Below are 16,234 nucleotides of genomic sequence, written 5' to 3'. Positions count from 1 at the left end.
AACGGAACGGGCTTAAATGTCTGGAGCTGTCCGGCCTTGCGGCCGCCGATTATTATTCGGAAGCTTCTTCAGCCGTTTCTTCTGCAACGCCGCCAGCCGGAGCGACGATCGTTGCGATCGTGAAGTCACGGTCGGCGATCACAGGGGTGATGTTCTTCGGCAGCTTCACATTCGAAATGTGAACGTTGTCACCGATCTTCAGACCAGAGAGATCAACCGTGATGAATTCCGGAATGTCGTTGGCCGGGCAGTGGAATTCCACCGTGTGACGAACGATGTTCAGAACGCCGCCGATCTTGATGTCCGACTTTTCTTCGTTGACGAAGTGAACCGGAACTTCAACGTTGACGAGCGTGTTGCCCGAAACGCGCAGGAAGTCGACATGCATGGTGAAGTCGCGGACCGGATCAAGCTGGTAATCCTTCGGGAGAACCTTGATCTTCTTGCCGTCGACGTCGATGATCGCAACCGTCGTCATGAAACCGCCAGCGTGGATACGCTTGGTGACTTCGTTGGTCGACAGGGCGATCGAAATGGGGGCCTGCTTGTCACCATAGATGACAGCGGGAATCAAACCGTTGCGGCGAAGTTCACGAGAGGACCCCTTACCAACTCGTTCGCGCGCCTCGGCCTTGAGCTCATACGATTCTTTGCTCATGGCAATTCCTTTCGAGGTTATATGGAGAGTTCACGCCGAACGAAGCGGCCTGAACTGGAGAGGCTTTGAAGCCATCCCGCCCGCGTTGCCTCCAAGGGTGTCTACACGGGTGCGGGCGCTATAATACAAACGGCACATAAAGACAAGGGCCGCGTCTCTCGCCGGAATATCATGCCTTGATTTAATTAGATTATTCTAATTCAAGCATGTGGTGAAAAGTTTAATCTATGCTTATCCATGCATATAAACCCGCTGCAAACTTGGCAAATGATAAAGCATCCCGGAATTCCAATTGTGTAGATGACAATGCTCAAAGTTCTGCAATGCCTCGCCGTCGATCACGACTATCGATATACCGCCGCAGCGGTCTTCGTCTGCATGCTGGGAAGCTTCGTTACCATACGTCTTTTTTCAAGGGCGCGTCTGGCAACGGGCGTGCAGAAGATCAACTGGCTGTTTCTGGCGGGCGTGAACGGCGGTGCGGCGATATGGACAACCCATTTCGTGGCAATGCTGGGTTATGTCGCTGCCGGCGATGTCGGTTATGATCCCTATCTGACGGGACTGTCGCTGCTTATCGCCATTGTAACCACAACGGCGGGTTTCGGCATTTCAGCCTATGGCGGGCGCAGCGTGCTGGTGGAAGCGGGCGGGTTGATACTCGGCCTCGGCATTGCCGCCATGCACTATACCGGCATGGCTGCCTACAATGTTCAGGGCATGATTTTCTGGAACCAGGGCTATGTCATCGCCTCGCTGGTGCTGGGAGCGGTGCTGGGCGCCATTGCAATCAATCGCGTCGCGCGCCCGGTCAACTGGTTCTGCCAGTACAGCGCGGTAACCTTTCTCATCCTTGCCATCGCCTCGATGCACTATACCGGCATGGCCTCGATGTCCTTTGCGTTTGATCCGCGCATCGTCATTCCGGAAAATCTCCTGCCGCCGGCCGTCATGGGTGGCGGCGCCATCGCGGTGACGCTTCTGCTTCTGGCGCTCGGGCTTTCCACCTATGTCATCGATGCCCAGTCCACCCAGCAGGCGGTTGCCCGCTATCGCCATCTTTCGCTGCATGATCCGCTGACGGGCATTCCCAACCGGGCGGCGTTCATTGAGCATCTCAATCGCCGCACGCGCTATCTCTCCATGGGGGCGCATACGGCGCTCCTCTCCATCGATCTCGACCGTTTCAAGGAAATCAATGACGTGCATGGCCATGCCGCGGGCGATGCCGTGCTGCGCGCCATTGCCGACCGGGCGAGTTCTGTCCTGAAGGCCGGCGAGTTTCTGGCCCGTATGGGCGGTGACGAGTTCGTGGCTATGACCCATTCCTATTACACCCGTGCCGATGGCGCGGAATTTGCCCAGCGACTGATCGAACAGATCAGCAAGCCGGTCGAATGGAACGGGCAGACATTCTGCGTGGGCGCGAGCGTGGGCATATCGGTGCGCAATACCAGTGCCATCGATGCCGATACGCTGATGGCGCAGGCCGATGTCGCCATGTACCGCGCGAAAAGCGGGACTTCGGATACGATCTGCTTCTACGATAAGTCCATGGACGAGGCGGCCCGCGCGCGTAACGTCTTGGCGATTGCCATGCGCAGCGGCCTCGCCAGTAATGAGTTTGAGCTTTATTACCAGCAGCAGAACGATACGAGGAGCGGCAGTATCGTCGGTTTTGAGGCGCTTTTGCGCTGGAACCATCCGGAGCGCGGCATGGTCTCGCCTGCCGAATTTATTCCGATCGCCGAACAGACCGGCTTCATCGTCGATCTGGGCGAATGGGTTCTGCGTGAAGCCTGTGCGCAGGCGGCTCTCTGGAAGAAATCGCTTTCCATCGCTGTCAATGTCGCGCCGCAGCAGCTTGCGGATAATGATTTTCCCGAGAAGGTCGAGAGAATTCTCGCCGATACCGGGCTTGCGCCGGAAAGGCTGGAACTGGAAATCACGGAAGGCAGCATTATCGCCGACCATCGCCATGCGCTCGTCACCATCCGCAAGCTCAAGGCGCTTGGCGTCAAAATCGCCATGGATGACTACGGCACCGGCTATTCCTCCCTGTCGACCCTGCAAAGCTTCCCTTTCGACAAGATCAAGATCGACCGTGCCTTCATCGATGGCCTGTCGACCAACGTACAGTCGGAGGCGATTGTCCGCTCGACGCTCATTCTGGCGCACAGCCTCAATATTCCCGTGCTTGCGGAAGGGGTGGAGACCAAGGCCCATATCGAATTCCTGCGACGGGAAGGCTGCCTGCAGGTGCAGGGCTTCTTCTTCGGCAGACCCGGGCCGCTGACCTCCATCGCCAATCTTGTGGACGATACTTTCCTGACGGTGGAAGACGAGCCGAAAATCACCACAGGGCGGCGTTACTTCAAGGCTGTCTGATTGTCCGGCGCAGCCCGCGGTTGCGCCGAGGAATGCCGGTCGCGAAGTTTTTAGTTGAAACGGGAACGCTTCCAGCGCACCATCGCCGAAAAGCTTTGGGAGGAGCGAATGCCGACAGACATCGCCCATGCAGAACGCGTGTATGAAACAGCACGCCAGCGTTCCGCAGCCGCAAGTTCCCCGATCATCGCCTCATGGCGCCGCTGCATGGTCAAGCATCGTCTTGCGCCAGAGGAAAACCGCAAGCCGATCTTCCTCAGCGAGTTCGAATTTCGCCGCGCCCGCGAAAGCTCTGCCGGGCTGATCGCCGAAAGCAGCGACGAGCTCGACCGTATTTTCCACAGCGTCGGCAAGTCCGGCTGCTGCCTGCTTTTGACCGATGCGCAGGGTGTTGCGCTGGAACGGCGCGGTGCCGCCGGTGACGATCGCGATTTCCGTGCGCTCGGCCTTTGGTCCGGTGCGGTCTGGAGCGAGGCAAGCGTTGGCACCAACGGTATCGGTACGGCGCTTGTCGACGAGCGTTCGGTGGTGGTTTATCGCGATCAGCATTTTTTCACATCCAATACGGAACTCTGCTGCACCACGGCACCCATCCGCGACCACACGGGCAGGGTGACGGGTGCGCTCGATATCTCCACCTGCCGCGACGACATCAATGAGATGACCTTCTCCTTCGTCACCCAGGCGGTGAGGGATGCGGCGCAGCGCATCGAGGGCAATCTTTTCCGCCGCGCCTTTCCCGGCGCACGCATCGTTGTGGTGCCGACGAGCTTTGGCGCGGCTCTTTCGCTGCTTGCCGTGGATCAGGACGATCTTGTTCTGGGGGCGACACGTGCGGCGCGTCTGGCGCTGAAGCTCGATGACCATGCCATCGCGCAGGGGGTGCCGGCTTCGGATGTTTTGCAGGAACAGCGTCACGATGGCGGTTCCGATCTTGCGGAAGCGGAGCGTTCGGCGTTGCGCCGCGTTCTTTCCCGCACGAATGGCAATGTCACGCAGGCCGCATCCCTGCTCGGCATCAGCCGGGCGACGCTTCACCGCAAGATGAAGAAGCTTGCCGTGCACTGAGGGCAGAACCCTTGAAATAGAGGTTTCAGACCGAGTTCAGGCCTCATTTCACGCAGAAACCGGCCTCATTTGCCGCTAAACCGATCTGTCGTGCGGGTTTGTCGCAGATGTGAGACAATGTGCGATGCGGAACCACGACGCCCCACTACCGGCCGCCGCCATCTAGGCCCACCTTTCTCCCATGCGGTCCGTCGCGGATCGTTTTCATCAGGGAGGATGAAATCATGAATATTCAGGTTCAGCAGAAAGCCGGCGAAGCGCCCTTCAAGCTGAAATACGGCAATTACATCGGTGGTAAATGGGTGGAGCCGAAATCCGGCCGTTACATGGACAATCTGTCACCGGTGACGGGTCACAAGATCTGCGAGGTTCCGCGCTCGGATGCGGCCGACATCGAGTTCGCACTGGATGCGGCCCACAAGGCACGGGAAAAATGGGGCAAGACGAGCGTTACGGAACGCTCCAACATCCTGCTCAAGATCGCCCAGCGTATCGAGGACAATCTCGACCTCATCGCGCGGGCCGAAACCTGGGATAACGGCAAGCCGTTGCGTGAAACGACCAATGCGGATATTCCGCTGACGATCGACCATTTCCGTTATTTCGCGGGCTGCATCCGCGCACAGGAAGGCACGATCGGCGAAATCGACAACGACACGGTCGCCTATCATTTCCATGAACCGCTCGGCGTCGTCGGTCAGATCATACCGTGGAACTTCCCGATCCTGATGGCCGCCTGGAAACTCGCGCCCGCTCTTGCCGCCGGCAATTGCGTCGTGCTGAAGCCGGCGGAACAGACGCCTGCCTCCATTCTCGTCGTCATGGAGCTTATCGAAGACCTGCTGCCGCCCGGCGTTCTCAACATCGTCAATGGTACCGGTCTTGAAGCCGGCAAGCCGCTGGCGCAGAGCAATCGCATCGCCAAGATCGCCTTTACCGGCTCCACCTCGGTCGGCAAGGAAATCATGCGTTATGCGGCTGACAACGTCACCAACATCACGCTGGAACTGGGCGGCAAGTCGCCGAACATCTTCTTTGCCGATGTGATGAACGAAGACGACGCCTTCCTCGACAAGGCGCTTGAAGGTTTTGCCTTCTTCGCGCTCAACCAGGGTGAGGTCTGCACATGCCCCTCGCGTGCGCTGGTGCATGAATCGATCTATGACCGCTTCATGGAGAAGGCGATCAAGCGGGTTCAGGCCATCAGCCAGGACGATCCGCTCAATCCGTCGACCATGCTTGGCGCACAGGCCTCGCAGGAACAGTTCGACAAGATCATGAGCTATCTTGATATCGGCAAGAAGGAAGGCGCAAGGGTTCTGACCGGCGGCGACCGCAAGACGCTGACCGGCGACCTGAAGGACGGATATTACATCCAGCCGACGGTCTTCGAAGGCAACAACAAGATGCGGATTTTCCAGGAGGAAATCTTTGGCCCGGTTGTTTCCGTCACCACCTTCAAGACGGTGGAGGAAGCGCTCGAAATCGCCAATGACACGGTTTACGGTCTGGGTGCTGGGGTCTGGAGCCGCGATACCAATGTCGCCTATCGGGCGGGCAGGGGCATCGAAGCGGGCCGTGTGTGGACGAACTGCTACCACGTCTATCCGGCGGGTGCGGCTTTCGGCGGTTACAAGCAGTCGGGCATCGGTCGTGAGACCCACAAGATGATGCTCGATCACTACCAGCAGACCAAGAACCTGCTCGTATCCTACAGCCCGAACAAGGTCGGCTTCTTCTGAGTTCCTCCCCGGAAGCCGGCGACGGATCATCATGATCAAGCCGGCGTGTTCCCAGGGGTCTCGGCCCCTGGGAGCCCGGATCGGGTGTTCAGGCAAAATAAAAGGCCGGAGGTTCTGCCTCCGGCCTTTTTTGATGATGGGGAGCGGAAAACCTTTCCTCCGTCATCCTTGCTCTTTTGTGCCGATCAGGCCGCGTAGCGCTGGTCCCTTTGGCGGGCTTCGCCCACCGAGAACTGTCCCACCTGCTCGGTCAGACCATCCGCCTCGTTCGCCAGCGAGAAGGCCGCAGCCGTCGTTTCCTCCACCATCGCCGCATTCTGCTGGGTGACATGGTCGAGTTCGTTGACGGAGGCATTGATTTCGCTGAGGCGGCCGGACTGTTCGCGCGACGCCGTGGCGATTTCGCCGATCTGGTCGTTGACCGACTGGATGCGTTTCTGGATCTGCTCGAGGCTTTCGCCGGTCTTCAGCACCAGGGCCACGCCGCTTTCCACGTCACCTGCGGACGTGGCGATCAGCGTCGTGATGTCACGCGCGGCGGCCGCCGATTTCTGGGCGAGTTCCCGAACCTCCTGCGCCACGACCGCAAAGCCCTTGCCGGCCTCGCCGGCGCGGGCGGCTTCCACACCGGCATTCAGCGCCAGCAGATTGGTCTGGAAGGCGATCTGGTCGATGACGTCGATGATCTGGCGGATCTTGGCCGATGAGGTCTCGATGCGTTCCATGGCGACGATTGCTTCCTTCACGACAGCCGTGGATTTATGGGCGTCCTGCATCGTGCCCGCCGTTGCCTCGACGGCGACGTTGCAGCGTGACAGGGAGACATTGACGGCCTGCGTCATGTCTCCGAGTGCCGCTGCGGCTTCTTCAAGTGCCGCAGCCTGGCGTTCCGTGCGGCGCGACAGGTCTTCCGAGGCGCTTTTCAGTTCGCCGGAGCCGGAGCGGATGGCATTGGCGCTTTCGCCGATGCTGGAGATCGTCGCGTCCAGCCCGGCGATGGAGTTGTTGAAGTCGATGCGCAGATGGTCGAGCGACGGCACGAAGGATTTTTCGATGCGAAGATCGAGCCTGCCAGCCGCAAGATTGGCGAGACCGGTTGCAAGGGCATCGACGGCCTCTTCCAGTTCCCTGGCGCTTCTTGCCTTTTCCATTTCGCGCTGGGCGCGTTCCTCGTCCAGCTCCTCGCTCTTGCGATGGGACTCGGCTTCCATGTGCTGCTTGTCGAGAATACCCTGGCGGAAGGATTCCAAAGCGCGCGCCATGGTGCCAATCTCGTCGCCACGGGAGACCGCCTTGATTTCGATATCGTTTTCACCGCCGTTCAGGCGCTCCATCAGCCCGGCGAGGCCGGTCAGCGGCTTGGTCAGGCTGGCGGAAACGAAGATGCCCACGAGCGTCATGACGGCAAGGACCGCCAGCGTTGCCAGCGTCGCCCAGAAGGCCAGATCGTTGGCGGCGGCGAGAACCTTGCTTTCCTGCTGACCGATCGCCAGAAGATGCTTCTGTCCGAAGACGGAGACCGGGCGATAGGCGTAGAAGATGTTGCCCGCAGGCGTCTGCGCCATCACCGTTCCGGCTTCGCTGGTGTTCGAAAGGGCCACAAGGCTTTCGGAAACGGCGGCATCGGCGCCGGCTGAAAGAACGCCTGCCCGCAGCTTGCCTTCCGCGCTCAGAAGAACGGCGTCATCGATCGACTTGCCTGTTTCCTCGGGGGTGACCACCGCGCCGATCCGATCGGGTGAAATGCGCATGATGACAGCACCCTTGCGCTGCAGCTGGCCCCAGTTCGAGACCGCGAGCGGCATGCCGACCAAGGCAGAATCATTAGCGCCGCCAACGCCGAACCCGGTGGTGCTGACGACGCCATCCTTGCCCGCTTCGATACGGTCGAACAATTCCTTGATCGTGCTGTTTTGCGGTTCCGACACATTGGTCAGGAAGTTTTTGCCCTTGGTCACGGAATAGATAATGAGACCGGCCTTGTCGATCACATAGATGTCGCTGACCCGGGTGTTGCGCCAGACGCTGGCAATGGCCGCGTTGATTGTCGCGTGACGGATGGCGTAAAGCAGCCGCAATCCTTCGCCGCTGAAGGAGGCGCGCTCTTCCTCGGATACGTTTTCGCGGCGGAAGGCCTGGATGATCGCTTCCTTTTCCGTCGGCACAACGGTGGTCATGGTTTCCAGCGCCTGTGCGATCGCGGCATTCTGCGACAGCTCGGAAATGCTTTGTTCGACGCGCAGCGTATAGGCATCAAGCTGCTTGGACTGATTTCCTGCAACCGTTTCGAGCCTGATTTCGCTGGCGTCGATCAGGCCGGACTTGCCCATCTCATATGACAGCAGCCCTACCGAAAGGCATGAAACCAGCGTCGCGCCCGTGACGAGCGCTGCGAATTTGGCTTTTATAGACAATGATTTAGCTTTGACAGCAGTCGGATTTGCACCCGGCATCCTGTTTCCTCCCCCCAAAAAAACGTTGCCGCAGCGTCGCAACAATTGTTTACGGTCGCGTTAAGGAGCCGGAGAATTGTATGATTATTTCCCGCATACCGCGAGAAAATTGTCGACCCCGGAGGCGTGGTAACCCGTAATAAAACTGAAACAGAACGGGCGCATACCGTGCGAAGTTCAACGGCTGTTCATATTCATGCAAGCTTTTCGCGCTCCTTCTCCCGCCACTATCGACGATGTTTGCGGAACTCGCGCAGACGGATATGACGGAGCCACCTTGAGACCGACCCCGGATTTCGCCGTTGTCGTGCCCATGCACAATGAAGAAGCCAGTGTCGAAACACTCGTGGCGGAGATTGTGGCCGCCTGTCAGCCGGTCGGCCGGTTCGAGATCGTCGTGGTGGATGACGCGTCCTTCGACCGCACGGCGGATGTCGCACTTTCGCTTGGCGGGCGTTATCCCATGTTGCGGCTGGTCAGGCACGACCGTCAGGGCGGGCAATCGGCGGCAATCCATAGCGGTGTGCAGGCGGCGCGTGCACCGATCATCTGCATGCTTGACGGAGACGGGCAGAACCCGCCGGACAATCTGCCGGCACTTCTCGCACCCCTTCTTACCGCCAGTGCCCCGAGCCGGCTCGGGCTCGTGGCCGGCCAGCGCGTCGGCCGGCGCGACACACTTGGAAAGCGCCTTTCCTCCCGCTTCGCCAATGGCTTGAGGGCGCGGATATTGAAGGACGGCACGCGGGACACCGGCTGCGGCCTCAAGGCCTTCCGCCGCGACGCCTATCTCGCCTTGCCCTATTTCGACCATCACCACCGCTATTTCCCGGCGCTGTTCAACCGTGACGGCTGGCAGGTCGCCCATGTCGACGTCACGCATCGAGCGCGCCTGCATGGCAATTCCCACTACACCAATATCGGTCGCGCGCTTGTGGGCATCCACGATCTGATCGGCGTTGCCTGGCTGTTGCGGCGGCGCAAGCGGGCAAGCTGGGCTGAAACTTTCAAAACGGAGACATCGCCGTGAATACACCGGCCTTATGGTCCATGCTGCATGTGGACAGCTGGAAGGAATTTCTCTGGGTCTGCATCGGCTTCATGGGTCAGATGCTGTTCACCATGCGTTTTCTGGTTCAATGGATTTCGTCGGAACGGGCGAACCGTTCGGTCATACCGGTGGCCTTCTGGTATTTCTCCGTTCTCGGCGGTCTGGTGCTCCTGTCCTATGCCGTCTGGCGCCGCGACCCGGTTTTCGTCATGGGGCAGGCGTCCGGCCTCTTCATCTATGCCCGTAATCTCTGGTTGATCCATGCAGAACGCCGCCAGCATGCATGATGTGGCGGCGTTGCCCCATCTACAGGCAAGCGAGCAGCGCCGATGGATGACGCTTGCGCTTGCGGCAATCGTGCTTGTGACGGTGCTGCGCATCCTCGGTCTTGCCCTCAACCGGACTGACCTCTTCGTCGACGAGGCGCAATATTGGTTATGGGGCCGCGAGATGGCGCTTGGCGCCTATTCCAAGCCACCCCTGATCGGCTGGCTCATTCGCGCATTCAGCATTCTGGGCGGCGGCGAGGGCACATTCCAGGTGCGGCTTGCCGCACCCGTGGTCCATGGTGTGGTGGCAGCGGCCATTCTTGTACTCGGGCGCATGATCTATGATGTCAGGCTCGCGTCGCTGGCTGCGGTCATCTATCTGACATTGCCCGCCGTGACGCTCGGCAGCCTGCTGATCTCGACCGATACGCCGATGATGCTGTTCATCGTGCTGTCGATGATCTGCGTGAGCAAGCTGGCGTTGGCCCGAAGCGCGGGCAAACCGGCGGTGGGCTGGGGTCTTGCTCTCGGTCTCTGTTTCGGCCTCGGCCTGATGTCGAAATATGCAATGATCTATTTCCTGCCCTGTTTCATCGCCGCCGGCTGGCTTTGCGAGGCTTGGCGCATCCGGCTGCGTGACGCGGGCATCGCCGCCCTTGTTTGCGTCGCCGTCATCGCTCCCAATCTGTGGTGGAATGCGGCCCATGATTTCATGACGGCGCGCCACACGGCAGATAATGCGAACTGGCACGGCGTTCAGCTGAAAATCGGCCCGGCGCTTGAATTTTTCTTCTCGCAGGCGGGCGTTGTCGGGCCTTTCGTCTTCGTCGCCATGATCATCGCGACCTTCCGCGCGAAGAGTGCTGAAACCCGGGCGCTGGTTGCCCTTTCGGTGCCGATCGTGCTGTTGATAACGGCACAGGGGCTGATGTCGCGGGCGCTTGCCAATTGGGCGGTGGGGGCCTATGCGGCGGGCGTGCTTCTGGCGGTGCCCGTCCTGGCATCCCGGCGCTGGCTTACCATTTCCACCCTTGTGCTCGGCGGCATCGTTGCCATCGCTTTGCCGGTGATGACGATTGCCGGAACCGAATTGCGCCTGCCGAGCGGTGAGCTGGCGATGAAGCGGTATCTTGGCCGCTCCGAGCTGGTGTCTACAGGTTTTGCGCGGGCGCGTGAGGCGGGGGCGGACGCCATCGTTGCCTCTGATCGTTCCATTCTGGCCGAGCTTTTTTATCAGCTGCGGGACGAGAAGGGGATCATGCTGCGGGCGCTGCCGGAAACCGGTGTTCCTTCCAGCCACTATGCCCTTCTTTATCCGCTGAAATCCGGCGAGGCGAAAACTCCGGTATTTCTGGCGATTTCGGATGCCCTGCCGGCTTGCCTTGCCGGTGAGGCGCCGCTTTCCCGATGGGTTGCCGGGCCGGGTTTTCTGGAAGGCAGGGAAATCGGAATCTGGCGCCTGCTCCCGCAATGCATCCCGGGGAGCGCCAATGGACGATGATCTCTCGCATATGCGGATCACGATCTGGGTGATGTTCGCCACATTGGCGCTCGTTATCCTGTTCGCGACCTTCCCGTCGATCGATCTTGCGGTCTCGTCGCTGTTCTTTTCTCCCGAAGGGCGTCTGTGGGCAGGTCGCGAGCCACTTCCCGAATGGCTTCGCGACACATTGCGCGAGCTGACGGAACTCGCCGCTCTTCTGGCCTTCATCGTCTTTATCGGCAATATCCGGCTGGGCGCTTTGCAGCGTACGGGCTGGCGGGTCTGGGCCTTTCTGTGGGGGCCTGTGGTTCTCTGCGCCGGGCTGCTGGTGAACGGGGTGCTGAAAGCCAATATTGGCCGTGCCCGGCCATTCAGCGTCAGCGATTTTGGCGGGCAGCAACTTTTCACGCCGCCGTTCCAGTTCAGTACGCAGTGTTATTCGAACTGTTCGTTTTCCTCTGGGGAAACCGCACTCATCGCGAGTTTTTTCCTGCCGCTCTGTGTGCTGGTCTGGCATCGCCTGCATTGGCGCGGGCGGTTTGTCACGGGCAGCGCCGCCGCCGGCGCGACAATCCTCATGTCAGGTCTGCGCATTGCAGCCGGCGGGCATTTCCTCAGCGATGTGGTGATGTCGGTTCTGTTTTCGGCCCTGACAACGCTGTTTCTCTACCGGGTGCTGGCGATCTCCCGCCACCGCCAAGTGTTTACCGGCGATGCCGTGACAGCCGACGCAATCAGCCTGTGGCGCAATGGCAGCCATGCCGTCCGTGCCCGCTTCCGGCGCTGGTGGCCGAAAATCAAGGCTGCCGCCACACGCCTGCAAGGGCCTCCAGGTGCGGGGACGGCATCGTCCTGAGCGGCAATCAAGCGTAGTTGCTGCTGGTGCCCTGGACGCTTGCGCGGGTTTTCGGGGAGGAGGGTAAGCCTTGTCCTTCAGGGACACGCGTTGTTAGGTGGAACACCGCTATATCCAGCGTCGCCTTGATCAAACATTTCATGCGTTTGCTTGAAAGGCGTTTGTATTTAGCGGACGTTCAGGGTGTTGACGACCCTGTCTCCATACTCGACGTCATCCTCGGTCTTTGTGCCGAGGATCCGCCAGCGTCGCGCAAAATCAATAGGTTGGAGATGCTCGGGACAGGCCCGAGCATACAGGGACCGAGAGCGTATCAGTCGAACAGGCCGGAAACCGACTGTTCCTGCGCTGTGCGGTTGATCGCTTCGCCGAGCAGACCGGCTGTGCTGACCACGCGGATATTATGCGCTGACTGGACGGCGGTGGTCGGCTGGATGCTGTCGGTGATGACGAGTTCGCGCAGCTTCGAGGAGGCAACGCGGGCAACCGCGCCGCCGGAAAGCACGCCGTGGGTGATATAGGCGGTGACGCTGGTGGCGCCCTTCTTGAGAAGTGCTTCCGCCGCATTGCAGAGCGTGCCGCCGGAATCGACGATATCGTCGATGAGGATGCAGTCCTTGCCGGAAACATCGCCGATGACGTTCATGACTTCGGATTCGCCCGGACGGTCACGGCGCTTGTCAACGATGGCCAGCAGACAGTCGAGGCGCTTGGCCAGCGCACGGGCGCGGACAACGCCGCCGACGTCGGGCGAAACAACCATGACGTTGTTGGTGTCGTAGTGGTCCTTAACATCGCGGGCCAGGATGGGCGCTGCGAAGAGATTGTCGGTGGGGATATCGAAGAAACCCTGGATCTGGCCGGCATGGAGATCAAGGGTGAGAACGCGGTCGGCGCCGGCTTCGGTAATCAGATTGGCAACGAGTTTGGCGGAAATCGGAGTGCGGGGGCCGGCCTTGCGGTCCTGGCGGGCGTAACCGAAATAGGGAAGCACCGCTGTGATGCGCTTTGCCGAGGAGCGGCGCATGGCATCGATCATGATGAGCAGTTCCATCAGATGATCGTTTGCCGGAAACGATGTGGACTGGACGAGGAAAACGTCCTCGCCGCGCACATTTTCACTGATTTCTACGAAAATTTCCTGGTCAGCAAACCGCTTTACGGTGGCATTTCCCAAGGGAACGTTGAGATACTTGCAGATCGCTTCGGCAAGGTGCCGGTTCGAATTGCCTGCGAAAACCTTCATTGCGGCCGCCTGTTTCCATGCCATCGCCTTGCGCCACGGAAAAGTGTTTGCCGTAACCAAGCGTCGTTCAAGGGGAGGAACATCCGGCCGAAAAGCCTTTGCCGGATACGCCTTGTTGCCATGCGCGCCTTAATAGCGCTGTTGCTTCCGATTGCAAGAGGACTCCGCGCTTTCGCAATGATTTTCGTGAAATCTCTGTGACTTCTCCCGTCGTTTCACCTCATCCGCGTTGAGACTGCTTCCATGACGAATAGTCGTTCAGCGTTTTTGCGGCGATATCCTGCATGACCCTGTCGGTCACGGCGGCCCATGGATCGCTACCCCTGGCGGCTACCGTTTCCTGCCCCTGCAGGCGGTGAAGCCTAACGCCATTGGCGTCCAGCACATCCCAGACATAGATGACATTGACCTTGCCGCCATCGGCGAAGGCGGAGAAATATCCCTTCAGGATGTTCTCAGCCGAATTGTCGTTGGACGCGCGGATTGTCAGTCCCTTTGCCCGTGCCTCGGCCCCCAGCTGACGCGAAAGCGGCGTGACGGCCTGAACGGGGGCGCCGATGATCGGCAGGAAACGGATGGTGTTGCCGGAGGAAGCGGCGGGGGTCAGCGCTGCCGTCTGCTGCGCCGGCTGCGATTGGCTGGCAGGCAAGGATTGGGCGGGTGGCTGGCTTTGGCTGAGAGGCTCGCCATATTGGCTGCCGTTGGAAAGCGCCTGTGCCTGCGCCTGCAGGGAATTCTGCGGTGCATAAGCGGGCACGGAAGACGCCGTTGCCGGAGCGCCGGCGGGCGCGCGGTCGGCGGCGGCGGCCATCTGGTCGAGATCGCCCTGTGTCACCGGGCCCGATTGTGAGCCGTTGTGGCCGACATCCACCTGCGGCGTCAGCGCCTCTGTCGTGTTGCAGGCCGACAGGCCCAGCACCAGCGCCGGGACGACGAGGGCTGGGAAAAGGGGGCCTAACCCCTTCCGGCTCATGCGATGTTCCCTCTCATGTTCCGCTCCTTCTTGCCCAAGGTGGCGGCAATGTAGGGCCGGTTTTCCCGCTCTGTCAAACCCGGTGGCGATTTAAGCTGTGAGAAGATCGAGACTATGGCGTGAGAGCGGCTCGGGAGCGCCGTCCGTGGTCAGATAGGTCTGGCCGAGCGTCATCGCCGTGCCGGAATCGGAGTCCATCACGATCATGTGCACGAACAGCGTCATGTCGCTGGTTATCTCCTGCGGATTACCGGTGTGGAACATCTGGTGCTCCATCCAGGAAGGGGAGAAACGTGCGCCCAGCGAATAACCGCAGGAATTCAGCCGGTGGCGGGTCAAGCCGCGTTCGTCCATGACGCGGGCATGCACGTCGAAGACATCGCCAAAGGTCTTGCCCGGCTGCAATACTTCCTCGATGGCGGTGAGGTTTTGCAGGCAGGCGCTGTAAAGCTCCTTCTGGCGGAAATCCTGTTCGCCGATCACCACAGTGCGCATCATGGCGGCATGGTAATGGGCGCTAACGCCAGCCCATTCCAGTGTCAGCTGATCCTTGTCGTCGAGCCTGCGGCGGCCGGCCTTGTAACGGCACAAAAGCGCATCCGCGCCGGAGCCGATGATGAATTCATTGGCAGGATAGTCGCCGCCGCCGCCCAGAACCGCACCCTGCATCGCTGCAAGGATGGAGGCTTCGTCGGCACCCGGCTTGATGAGTTCCAGGGCTGCGTCCAGAGCCGCATCCGCTAATTGGCCGGCCCTTCTGGCATAGGCGATCTCGGCGGGACTTTTGACGAGCCGCAGGGTGCTGACCAGATAGGAGGCGTCGATCATCTGGCAGAAGCTGGCAAGCTGGTTGTCCAGCAGGCGGGCGACGCGCCCGGTCATGCCGTGGGTGTCGTATTCAACGCCGATCTTGGCGCCGAGCAGGTCGAGATCGCTCAGGAGGTTTTTAAGATCGAGCGTGGGGTCGGCATTGGGCCGGTCGACCCAGATGAGAATATTTTCGATGGTCGAGGTATTGCGGGCCTGACGCAGATCCGCCGAACGGGTCAGAAGCGTCATCGAGCCGTCCGACTTGACCACCAGTGTCTGGAAGAAACAATAGCCGAAAGTGTCGTAACCGGTCAGCCAGTACATGCTTTCCTGCGCGAAAAGCAGCATGGCGTCCAGCTTCTCTTCCGCCATCTTCGCAATCAGCCGTTCGCGGCGGGCATCGAATTCCGAGAGCTCGAAGTGCAGGGCCATTTAGTCCTCCAGAATTGCGATTGCGGAAATCTGCCGCCCGTAATCGGGCTCGGCTCTGTGGGTCGTGCGGCGGTAGGAATAGAAACGTTCTTCGTCGGGATAGGTGCAGAGGCCGAGATTTTCCGCCCGCACACCCGTTTTGACCAGACGGTCCACCGTAAACTGCTTGAGGTCGAACAGGGCGTGGCCGTCTTTTTCGGAGGCGGTGAAGTAGTCCGCATAGGCGGGATCGAAATCGGTGAAGCGGGCCTTATATTCCGGTCCGACCTCGTAATTCGCCTGGCTGATGGAAGGGCCAAGCGAGGCGGCGATGCGGTCGCGGTTGGCGCCCAGTTTTACCATGGTCTCGATGGTGTTTTCGAGCACGCCGAAGAGGGCGCCCTTCCAGCCGGCATGGGCGGCGCCCACGACACCGGCTTCCGCATCGGCAAAGAGGATCGGGCCGCAATCGGCGCTCAGCACGCCAAGTACGAAGCCCGGCGTCGACGTCACCATCGCATCGGCCTGCGGGCGGCTGCCGTCATAGCTTTCATCAACCACGAGGACATCAGGGGAATGGACCTGATGTACGGTGGCGAGGCGTTCCGGGGACAGGCCGAACCATTGCGTGACACGCCGGCGGTTTTCCTGCACCAGCTCCGGCTCGTCATTCGAGCCAAGGCCGGCATTCAGACCCTGATAAAGACCCTCGGAGACGCCGCCCTGCCGGGTGAAAAAACCGTGACGGACGCGGTTTTCACTGAAGGCGGCGAGCAGGGGGCTCTGGATCGGGAGCGGCAAGGTGTCGTTCTGCATGGTGCGGGAG

Annotated in this window: 13 protein-coding genes; 7 read left to right on the top strand and 6 right to left on the bottom strand. The window is 60.3% G+C overall.

All coding sequences use genetic code 11. The features are described 5' to 3' along the window. Positions 1 to 52 precede the first annotated feature (52 nt). Positions 53 to 658, bottom strand: coding sequence for a 50S ribosomal protein L25/general stress protein Ctc (locus tag AC1ROR_RS08560; protein WP_035220222.1), 606 nt, complete (start codon positions 656 to 658; stop codon positions 53 to 55). A 306-nt stretch (positions 659 to 964) separates the two neighbouring features. Here AC1ROR_RS08560 and AC1ROR_RS08555 point away from each other — a divergent pair, with 306 nt between their 5' ends. The 3 genes from AC1ROR_RS08555 to adh all read left to right on the top strand — a co-directional run bounded on the left by AC1ROR_RS08555 (position 965) and on the right by adh (position 5,856). Beyond that, on the top strand, positions 965 to 3,046 hold the full coding sequence (locus AC1ROR_RS08555) for a putative bifunctional diguanylate cyclase/phosphodiesterase (RefSeq protein WP_498589190.1): 2,082 nt from the start codon (positions 965 to 967) through the stop codon (positions 3,044 to 3,046). 108 nt (positions 3,047 to 3,154) lie between these two features. Next, complete coding sequence (locus tag AC1ROR_RS08550) at positions 3,155 to 4,114, top strand: helix-turn-helix domain-containing protein (protein WP_035220224.1); 960 nt, start codon at positions 3,155 to 3,157, stop codon at positions 4,112 to 4,114. A 224-nt stretch (positions 4,115 to 4,338) separates the two neighbouring features. Further along, a complete protein-coding gene (adh, locus tag AC1ROR_RS08545; protein ID WP_080835410.1) occupies positions 4,339 to 5,856 on the top strand; it encodes an aldehyde dehydrogenase in 1,518 nt (505 codons plus the stop codon). 185 nt (positions 5,857 to 6,041) lie between these two features. Here adh and AC1ROR_RS08540 read toward each other — a convergent pair whose 3' ends face one another. After that, positions 6,042 to 8,309 (bottom strand): methyl-accepting chemotaxis protein, encoded by a 2,268-nt coding sequence (locus tag AC1ROR_RS08540; protein WP_498589124.1) that lies wholly within the window; start codon positions 8,307 to 8,309, stop codon positions 6,042 to 6,044. Positions 8,310 to 8,499: 190 nt separating this feature from the next. Between AC1ROR_RS08540 and AC1ROR_RS08535 the strand changes: the two genes are divergently transcribed. From AC1ROR_RS08535 to AC1ROR_RS08520, 4 genes are read left to right on the top strand one after another with little or no spacing between them, the layout of a single operon-like run. Beyond that, a complete protein-coding gene (locus AC1ROR_RS08535; protein WP_498589189.1) occupies positions 8,500 to 9,339 on the top strand; it encodes a glycosyltransferase family 2 protein in 840 nt (279 codons plus the stop codon). Positions 9,340 to 9,359: 20 nt separating this feature from the next. Next, positions 9,360 to 9,647: a lipid-A-disaccharide synthase N-terminal domain-containing protein gene (locus AC1ROR_RS08530; RefSeq protein ID WP_080835401.1), complete on the top strand. Its 288-nt coding sequence runs from the start codon at positions 9,360 to 9,362 to the stop codon at positions 9,645 to 9,647. Then, a complete protein-coding gene (locus AC1ROR_RS08525; protein ID WP_498589123.1) occupies positions 9,622 to 11,130 on the top strand; it encodes an ArnT family glycosyltransferase in 1,509 nt (502 codons plus the stop codon). The genes AC1ROR_RS08530 and AC1ROR_RS08525 overlap by 26 nt, the downstream gene beginning before the upstream one ends. After that, positions 11,120 to 11,968: a phosphatase PAP2 family protein gene (locus AC1ROR_RS08520; protein ID WP_498589122.1), complete on the top strand. Its 849-nt coding sequence runs from the start codon at positions 11,120 to 11,122 to the stop codon at positions 11,966 to 11,968. Before AC1ROR_RS08525 ends, AC1ROR_RS08520 begins: the two co-directional genes overlap by 11 nt. A gap of 313 nt (positions 11,969 to 12,281) precedes the next feature. Here the strand turns inward: AC1ROR_RS08520 and AC1ROR_RS08515 are convergent, their stop codons facing one another. The 4 genes from AC1ROR_RS08515 to pgeF form a co-directional block, all read right to left on the bottom strand. After that, on the bottom strand, positions 12,282 to 13,214 hold the full coding sequence (locus tag AC1ROR_RS08515; RefSeq protein WP_035220711.1) for a ribose-phosphate pyrophosphokinase: 933 nt from the start codon (positions 13,212 to 13,214) through the stop codon (positions 12,282 to 12,284). A gap of 220 nt (positions 13,215 to 13,434) precedes the next feature. Then, entirely contained in the window at positions 13,435 to 14,187 is a 753-nt protein-coding gene (locus AC1ROR_RS08510; protein WP_498589121.1) for a hypothetical protein, read from the bottom strand. A 90-nt stretch (positions 14,188 to 14,277) separates the two neighbouring features. Beyond that, entirely contained in the window at positions 14,278 to 15,429 is a 1,152-nt protein-coding gene (locus tag AC1ROR_RS08505) for a M24 family metallopeptidase (RefSeq protein WP_498589120.1), read from the bottom strand. Continuing rightward, on the bottom strand, positions 15,430 to 16,224 hold the full coding sequence (gene pgeF, locus AC1ROR_RS08500) for a peptidoglycan editing factor PgeF (protein ID WP_498589119.1): 795 nt from the start codon (positions 16,222 to 16,224) through the stop codon (positions 15,430 to 15,432). It lies immediately after the preceding gene. Positions 16,225 to 16,234: the final 10 nt, after the last annotated feature.

This window comes from Agrobacterium sp. GW821-FHT14E08, assembly GCF_058803865.1.
Note: the sequence above shows the minus strand (reverse complement) of the source record. Positions and strands in the feature narration are given on the sequence as shown.

Bases quoted from the DNA above. Each gene is read 5' to 3' on its own strand.
- pgeF (WP_498589119.1), bottom strand. From the start codon at position 16,224: ATGCAGAACGACACCTTGCCGCTCCCGATCCAGAGCCCCCTGCTCGCC.
- AC1ROR_RS08540 (WP_498589124.1), bottom strand. From the start codon at position 8,309: ATGCCGGGTGCAAATCCGACTGCTGTCAAAGCTAAATCATTGTCTATA.
- AC1ROR_RS08555 (WP_498589190.1), top strand. From the start codon at position 965: ATGCTCAAAGTTCTGCAATGCCTCGCCGTCGATCACGACTATCGATAT.
- AC1ROR_RS08505 (WP_498589120.1), bottom strand. From the start codon at position 15,429: ATGGCCCTGCACTTCGAGCTCTCGGAATTCGATGCCCGCCGCGAACGG.
- AC1ROR_RS08550 (WP_035220224.1), top strand. From the start codon at position 3,155: ATGCCGACAGACATCGCCCATGCAGAACGCGTGTATGAAACAGCACGC.
- AC1ROR_RS08510 (WP_498589121.1), bottom strand. From the start codon at position 14,187: ATGAGCCGGAAGGGGTTAGGCCCCCTTTTCCCAGCCCTCGTCGTCCCG.
- AC1ROR_RS08560 (WP_035220222.1), bottom strand. From the start codon at position 658: ATGAGCAAAGAATCGTATGAGCTCAAGGCCGAGGCGCGCGAACGAGTT.
- AC1ROR_RS08530 (WP_080835401.1), top strand. From the start codon at position 9,360: ATGCTGCATGTGGACAGCTGGAAGGAATTTCTCTGGGTCTGCATCGGC.
- AC1ROR_RS08520 (WP_498589122.1), top strand. From the start codon at position 11,120: ATGGACGATGATCTCTCGCATATGCGGATCACGATCTGGGTGATGTTC.
- AC1ROR_RS08515 (WP_035220711.1), bottom strand. From the start codon at position 13,214: ATGAAGGTTTTCGCAGGCAATTCGAACCGGCACCTTGCCGAAGCGATC.
- adh (WP_080835410.1), top strand. From the start codon at position 4,339: ATGAATATTCAGGTTCAGCAGAAAGCCGGCGAAGCGCCCTTCAAGCTG.
- AC1ROR_RS08525 (WP_498589123.1), top strand. From the start codon at position 9,622: ATGCAGAACGCCGCCAGCATGCATGATGTGGCGGCGTTGCCCCATCTA.